General features: G+C 64.9%; 3 protein-coding genes and 1 pseudogene. All 4 read right to left on the bottom strand.

What is annotated here, in order from left to right:
• Window positions 1-118: 118 nt before the first annotated feature.
• Entirely contained in the window at window positions 119-985 is an 867-nt protein-coding gene (gene fba, locus QZ079_RS06395) for a class II fructose-1,6-bisphosphate aldolase (protein WP_291288998.1), read from the bottom strand.
• A gap of 152 nt (window positions 986-1,137) precedes the next feature.
• Window positions 1,138-1,815 (bottom strand): MBL fold metallo-hydrolase, encoded by a 678-nt coding sequence (locus tag QZ079_RS06390; RefSeq protein WP_297036574.1) that lies wholly within the window; start codon window positions 1,813-1,815, stop codon window positions 1,138-1,140.
• Window positions 1,816-1,998: 183 nt separating this feature from the next.
• Window positions 1,999-4,339, bottom strand: a pseudogene (locus QZ079_RS06380) (bifunctional (p)ppGpp synthetase/guanosine-3',5'-bis(diphosphate) 3'-pyrophosphohydrolase).
• Window positions 4,340-4,347: 8 nt separating this feature from the next.
• Window positions 4,348-7,692, bottom strand: coding sequence for a single-stranded-DNA-specific exonuclease RecJ (gene recJ, locus QZ079_RS06375; RefSeq protein WP_297036565.1), 3,345 nt, complete (start codon window positions 7,690-7,692; stop codon window positions 4,348-4,350).
• Between the last annotated feature and the right edge of the window lie 234 nt (window positions 7,693-7,926).

Below are 7,926 nucleotides of genomic sequence, written 5' to 3'. Positions count from 1 at the left end.
GGCGGGCGGCCCGGCCGATAGCCCCCATCCCCGCTGGCATGCCGGAGCTACGCAAAAAGCGAGCCCCCGGCGGGCGTGCCGAGGACTCGCTGCTTCATGCGATGGCGAATGCTGTACGCTACGCCTTGTTCAAAGAACCGAACTGCTCCATGAGCTCCTTCGTGCGCTCGACAATCGCGTCGCGACCGGGCTTGAGCACCTTGCGCGGATCGTATCCCTTGCCCTGCGTGTCCTTGCCGGCGGCGAAGTAATCGTGCACCGCCGCGGTGAAGGCGAGCTGCAGGTCGGTGTTGACGTTGATCTTGGAGACACCCATGGAGATGGCCTTCTTGATCTGATCCTCGGGAATGCCACTGCCACCGTGGAGCACGAGCGGCAGATCGCCGACCTCGGCCTTGATCTCGGAGAGACGATCGAAGGAAAGACCAGCCCAGTCCTCGGGATACACGCCATGGATGTTGCCGATGCCGCAGGCGAGGAAGTCGACGCCGAGGTCTGCGATCTGCTTGCACTCGGCGGGATCGGCGAGTTCGCCGTTGGAGGTCACGCCGTCCTCGGTGCCGCCGATGCCGCCGACCTCAGCCTCGATGGAGAGACCCTTAGCGTGGGCGACCTCGACGAGCTCCTTGGTGCGATCGAGGTTGATTTGGAACGTCTCCTCGTGGGAGCCGTCGTACATGATGGAGCTGAAGCCCGCCTCGATGGCCTTGAAGCAGTCCTCATAGGTGCCGTGATCGAGGTGGAGCGCCACGGGAACGGTGATGCCCATGGACTCGACGCATGCCTTCACCATGTCGGCGCAGACCTTGAGGCCGCCCATCCACTTCGCAGCACCGGCGCTGCACTGGATGATGATCGGCGACTTGGCATCTTCCGCCGCCTGCAGGACGGCGAGCGTCCACTCGAGGTTGTTCGTGTTGAACGCGCCGAGAGCGTAGTGCCCCGCCTCGGCCTTCTTGAGCATATCTGCAGCATTAACGAGCATGTGAGCCTCCCAAGAATGGAATGGTCAAAACGTATCTAAGGATACCACGTACGGACACGCCGAAACATAACGACGTTGAATATCGTCGAGTTCGAAAGAAATCGTAGGAACGAATCCTTAAGTGAACCGATAATCTGAGTCCCGAGCTGAAATCATCGCCTCATGAACGGATTGGTCGCAAGCTCGCGGGCGATGGTGGTCGAAGGGCCGTGGCCAATGTAGCAACGGGTGCCCGGCGGAAGAAGTTCGGCGATCTTCGAAAGCGAAGCGAGGATCTCGCCCTCGCTGCCACCCTCGAGATCGGTGCGACCATGACTTCCCGGGAAGAGCGTGTCGCCCACGAACGCAACGTCGCCGTCCTCCGTCGCCGCGAAGAGCACGATGCCGCCCGGCGTGTGTCCCGGTGTCTCGATGACCTGAAGCGACGCTTCTCCCACCTGAATGACGTCGCCCTCGTGCAGCAGCCGGTCGGGCGCTCCAGGGTCTTCAACCTCGATGCCCCACATCCGCCTTTGGTAGGCGATATTCGCCTCGATCGCAGGAGCGTCCGCTGCCGCGAGCGCGAAGGGGACATCGCCGCCGAACGCGCGCTTCATGCCCGCGACACCCCCCACGTGATCGGCATGCCCATGGGTGCAGACAATAGCTTTGACCTGCACTCCCGGATGCTGCTCGGCGAACACGCGCGCGAGCCGCCCCCCGTCCCATGCCGGATCGATCACGACCGCTTCGCCATTCGAGATGAGGAAGTAGACGTTCGTCTCAAGCGGCCCTGTCACGACCGCCTCGACCCTCACATGCCCCTTCGGCTCCACATCAAGCTCCAACACCGTCAACCTCTCTTTTTATCTACTTCAGGAGGCCTGTGCCACCCCACAGTCCGCTCGGAAAGCTCCACCGTGCGGGGCGCCCAGCATTCCCTCCGCCGCGAGTTTCGCAGGAAAACGCCGCAGGCGTTTTCCGAGGACTGCCCGAGCGGCGGAGGGAATGCCGGGCGCCCTCGCCCAAAGCCGCTATCCAAGCGGCCTGCGCGTCGTGGCGCCCTCCCCCGGCATGAGTCGCCGGGCATCGTACACGCTCTCCACGCGGCTGATCTGCGCGAGTAGAGGATCGAGCCCGCTCGCGTCCGAGATCTGCACGAGGAAGCGCAACACCGCGCCTCCGTTACGGTCGGTCGAGGTCGAGGCCGAGAGAATGTTTGCCCCCGCATCGCCAATCGCGATCGTCACGTCTTTCAAGAGCCCCATACGATCGAGACATTCGACCACGATCTCCACCTGGAAGAGCGCGTCCGCACCACGGTCCCATTCAACCTCGATCATGCGCTCGGAATGCTCCATGAGCCCCTTCACGTTAGGGCAGTTCGCCCGATGCACCGAGACCCCGCGGCCGCGCGTGATGAAGCCCACGATGTCGTCGCCAGCCACCGGGTTGCAGCAGTGAGCCAAGCGCACGAGCAGGTCGTTGCCCGCGTTGCCCTTCACGATCACGCCGGAGTTGTCGTGACGCTGGCGGCTTACGGTTCGAGCCGCGGAGCGCCCGTGCGAGCGCAGCGTCTTCTCCCGGTTTCGCCTCGGGCTTGGGGTCGAGGATCTGCTGCACGCGGTTTCCCACCATGCGGCAGGCGACCTTTCCCGCGCCGATCGCCGCGAAGAGATCCTCCACACGGATGTAGTTCAACTGTTCGCATACCGTGGCAAGCGCGCGTGTCGTGCGCTGCGTCGAGATGCCGTAGCCACGCTTGCGCAGGTCCTTCGCGAGCGCTTCACGGCCGGCGGCGGCGTTGTCGTCTTTCGTCGCCGCGGCAAAATAACGCTTGATCTTCGATTTCGCCGAAGGCGTCCGCACGAGGGCAAGCCAGTCGCGCGAAGGCTTGGCGCTCTTGTTCGTGAGAATCTCCACCCGGTCGCCCATGGCGAGCTCGTGCGCGAGCGGCGTCTGCACGCCGTTCACGCGCGCGCCCACGCAATGGTTGCCCACCTCCGTATGAACCGCATACGCGAAATCGAGCGGCGTGGCGCCTGCCCGCAAACGCATGAGCTTGCCTTTCGGCGTGAAGACGAAAACCTCCTGATCATAGAGGTCGACCTTAAGAGAATCCAGGAACTCCTTGGGATCGTCAATCTCGTCGGATGTCACCCAGTCGAGCGAGCGCTTGAGACGGTTAATCTGGTCGTCGAGGCGCTGCGCCTCGCTTGTCTTCGCGGCGCTCGACCCACCGGACTTCTTATAGAGCCAGTGTGCCGCGATGCCGTATTCTGCCTGCTCATGCATTTCATACGTACGGATCTGGATCTCGAGCGGGCGCGCCGTGGGGCCGATGACCGTCGTGTGCAGCGACTGGTAGTCGTTGAGCTTCGGCGTGGCGATGTAGTCCTTGAAGCGGCCGGGCATGGGATGCCAGAGCGTGTGCACCGCGCCGAGGGCGGAATAGCAGTCCCCCACCGTCTGGCAGATCACGCGAAGCGCCACAAGGTCGTAGATCTCGGAGAACTCCTTGCCCTTGCGCTTCATCTTCTGATAGATGGACCAGTAGTGCTTCGAGCGGCCGTTCACCTGGAAATCCGTGAGCCCAGCGCGCTTGAGCTCGTCGGTGAGGGTCTTGATGCTCTCGGCGAGGTAGCGCTCGCGTACCTCGCGGCTCTCCGCCACCATGCGCGCGATGCGCTGGTAGGCTTCGGGCTCCAGATAGAAGAACGAAAGATCCTCGAGCTCCCATTTGATGGAGCTCATGCCCAGGCGGTCGGCGAGCGGCGCATACACATCCATGGTCTCGCGCGCTTTGAACAGGCGTCGATCTTCGCGCAGCGCCGCGAGGGTGCGCATGTTGTGCAGGCGGTCGGCAAGCTTGACGATGATCACGCGGATGTCCTGCGACATGGCGAGAAACATCTTGCGCAGGTTCAGTGCCTGCTTCTCGTCGATGCTATCGACCTCGATGTTCGTGAGCTTCGTGACACCGTCCACCAGCACGGCGATCGTCTCGCCGAAAAGCTCGGTCACATCGGCGAGCGAGACCTCGGTGTCCTCGACGGTATCGTGAAGAAGCGCCGCGCACACCACGTCGCAATCCATGTTGAGCTCTGCCAAGATGATGGCGACCTCGACAGGATGGTTGATGTAGGGTTCGCCGGAGCGGCGGCGCTGGGCGGAGTGCTTCTCCGCTGCGAAGCAGTACGCGTGCTCGACCGTAGCGCAGTCATCCGGACTCATGTACTTCGAGCACAGCTGCGCGAGGTTATCGTAGTCGTCCGCACAGATCTCGGGAGGCAAATCGTCCGCGCGCGTATAGTGCATCATCTGCGAAGACGACATGAGCGACGCGTCATGTGCGGCGCGCGTTGCAGCATCCATGGTATCCCCTAACCCCGAGCCACAGCGTCCTGCGGCGTGATAGGACGGTTCACACGTGCAAGCATATCACGAGCAGGCGCATCGAGCGCCCAGCGGCAGAAGGTGTCGAAAGCCATGCGCGTGCGGAGCCCCTCCAGATAGCGGATGGATGCGGTGAGCTCCATGCGTCCGGGGCTCTCGGCCATCTGGATGCGACGGCTACCGTCCACGCTGCTCACGCACGCGAACCCGAGCTCCTCGAAGATCGCGATGCCGCACGCGACCATGCGCTCGTCCACCGGCGTGCGCGCGTCGATGGCGAGGCACATGCTCGCGATATCGCAATCGCTGGCAGTAAAGCTCTGCTCGCCTGTTTGCGAGAGGTTCGAGCGCCACATGGTCTGAAGCGCGCGGTACAGCGTGACGAGCTCATCGCGTTCGGGAGCGGCTGCGTTGAGCAGGCGCTCGTTGATGCGGGCATCGCGCGAAGAGTAGAGCAGGTGCACCGTCGCGGGCGCACCGTCGCGACCGGCGCGGCCGCTCATCTGGTTGAACTCCGTGGCGGAAAACGGCATGTGGTAGAGAACGACGTGGCGGATGTCGGCGAGGTTCACGCCTTCGCCGAACGCCGAGGTCGAAACGATGCAGACGAGCGACCCGGTGCGGAACGCCTCTTCCACCTGCGCGCGCACGCTGCGCGAGAGGCCGGCATGATAAAAGGCGATGCTTTCGGCGAGCTCCGGCACGCGCTTGCGAAGCGTGCGCACGAGCACCGCGGCTTGGTCGCGCGAGTTGACGTACACGACGCACTTCTCGCCCGTTGCGACGATCGATACGAGGCGGTTCTCGCGACTCGCGAGGTCGCGGTCGTCCTCGAGCTCGAGGTTCTCGCGCACCGTGGCGTCAACGACGACGCGCTCGATATCCAAAACCTCGCAGATGTCGCGCGCCGTGCCCTTATCCGCCGTCGCGGTGACGGCAAGCACGCACGGACGGCCGAGTTCCTCGAGCACGCGAGGCAGCTCGAGGTAGGCGCTCCGCTCGCCAGAGCGCGCCCGGGCGATATGGTGCGCCTCGTCGATCACGACGAACCCTACGCGAGCCACGCGCGCGAAGCGCGAACTGTGGATGGTGAAGAACTCCGGCGTGGTGAGGACGATATCGAGCGTACCAGCGGCGAGGGCTGAAAACGCGCGGTCGCGCGCAGGCGCAAGCGTCTCGCCCGTGAGCACCGCCGCCCGCACCCCGAGCGCAGCGCATGCAGATACCAGATGGAACGCTTGGTCTGCGACGAGCGCGCGCAGGGGGTAGACGAGGATGCTCGCTCGATGGTTGAGCACGGCCTCGCGGATGGCGTGGACCTGGAAGATGAGCGACTTACCACGCCCCGTGCCCATGACGGCAAGCGTGCTCTGCCCCTGCTCGAGGGCGGCGAGCGCCTCGCTCTGCGCGCGATGCGGCGACGCGGCGCCGATGAACGTGTGCAGAAGCGTGCGGGTGAGCTCGTCGCAGGAAAGCTGCGAGAGGAGCGCGCGGCGGTCAGAGGCGACGGGCACAGCGTCCTCTTCGTGCGATGCTAGGCCAGACTGCCCCAAAGCCCCCGCAGACGGCGCGGGCTCGGCTGCATCGGATGCACCGGGCATTTCTTTCGACTCGGTATCGCGCCCTTCGTGCCGTAGGATGTCGCGCACCATGAGCTTCGGCTTGACCCTGCCCTGCCAATGTTCGGCAACCGCCTCGAATACGAGGTCGACCACCGAATCGCAGGCGCAGACCTCCTCGATATCGGGCACGCGGAACATGATGGCGGGAACCCCCGACACACCGTCGGTCGCCGTGAAGCGCATATGATCCGCCGTCTTGCCCACGCAGAACCGATCCGCCATCGTGACGCCCGTCGCTGCGAGAAGCGGCACCTTGTTGCCTTGGCCGAACGGCTCGAGCCGAGAGATCTCCTCGATGGTATCGATGTCGAGCTCCGCGAGGTCGACCGTCGTGGCGATCTCGCCCGTATCGAGGAACGCCTCTTCAGGAAGCTCGGAGAGCGCGGCGTCGAGGCGCGCACGAAGCTCCGGCAAGCGCTGTGCAGGGAGCGTGACACCCACCGCACCCGCATGTCCGCCGAAACGCGTGAGCAGATCCGAGCAGCGCTCGACGGCGTCGAACAGGTTCACCGAACCCACGGAGCGGCCGGAGCCGCGCGCCACGCCGTCTTCGATGGAAAAGAGCAGCGCCGGCACGTGGTAGCGATTGACGAGACGGCTTGCGACGATGCCCTTCACGCCCTCATGCCAGCCCTCGCCGCCCACCACGATAACGCGGCCACCCGCATACGACTCCTCCACGCGGGCGAGCGCGTCCTCGGTGAGCGCGGCTTCGATTGCGCGACGCTCCTGGTTGACCTCCTCGAGGCGGGCGGCGAGGCGCGACGCCTCGATCGCATCGCGCTCGAGCAAGAGGTCGAGGGCGAGCGCGGGGTCTGCCATGCGCCCGGCGGCGTTGAGCCGCGGGATGAGCGAGAAGGAGAGGGAATCGGCGGTGATGGTCTCGATGTCGACGCGGCTCACGCTGGCGAGCGCGATGAAGCCCGGACGCGCCGTGGCACGCATCTGCGCGATGCCCTCGGCGACGAGCGCGCGGTTCTCAGGTGTGAGCAGCATCATATCCGAAACCGTGCCGAGCGCCGCGACCTCAAGGTAGCGCCGCCACAGATCCGGCCTGCCGAAGCGCGCACCGAGCACCTGGACGAGCTTCAAAGCCACGCCGGCGCCGGCGAGCTCGCGTGAGGGCCCCTGCGCCTCGAGCTTGGGATCGGTGAGCGGGATGCCCTCCGGAACCGCGTCCGAGGGCTCGTGATGGTCCGTCACGGCAAGGTCGATGCCGCGCTCGCGCAGGTATGCCACCTCGCTCTTCGCCGCGATACCGTTATCGACCGTCACGACGAGCGAAGGCGCGCAGGCTGCGACCACTCGATCAAGCGCGGCCTCGGAAATGCCATAGCCTTCGTCGAAGCGATGCGGGATGAACGGGCGCACCGTCGCGCCGAGCGCCCGGAGTCCTTCGGTGAGCAGACAGGTCGACGTGATGCCGTCGACGTCGAAGTCGCCGAAGACCGCGATGGATTCACCTGCGCGCACCGCGCGCTCAACGCGATCTGCAACGTCTGCCATGCCGGGGATGATCAGCGGATCCGCCCAATCGCGCTCGAGCGAGGGCGTGAGAAAGCGCTCCGCCTCCTCAACCGAGGAGATGCCGTGCGCGACCATGATGCGCGCGACGAGCGGTGCGACCGCGAGCTCGCGCGAGAGCGTGGCGGCAAGCTCCGCATCTTGGTGCGCGAGCGCCCAGCGGTGGGTGGTCTTAAGCGATGCCATGCGACATCACCGACCCTGTGACGCTATTCGAGGTACGACGGCACCCGGCATCTCTGCCGGCATGCCCGCAAGCACTGCTTAGCATAAGCGAACGTCCCTTTGGAGTGAACCCGCTGCGGCGGGTCGAGCTGTTGTTCGCCATCTAGTATACGCGGTGTGCGGACAAATTCGGCGCGCAAACCCGCCAGCGGTTCGGCCGGCACGAAAAGATGCCTCTGAGCACCGACGGGTGAA

This window comes from uncultured Enorma sp. (assembly GCA_905210055.1).
GTDB lineage: Bacteria > Actinomycetota > Coriobacteriia > Coriobacteriales > Coriobacteriaceae > Enorma.
Note: the sequence above shows the minus strand (reverse complement) of the source record. Positions and strands in the feature narration are given on the sequence as shown.

Excerpts from the sequence above, each read along its gene's own strand:
- fba (WP_291288998.1), bottom strand. The coding sequence starts at position 985 with ATGCTCGTTAATGCTGCAGATATGCTCAAGAAGGCCGAGGCGGGGCAC.
- recJ (WP_297036565.1), bottom strand. The coding sequence starts at position 7,692 with ATGGCATCGCTTAAGACCACCCACCGCTGGGCGCTCGCGCACCAAGAT.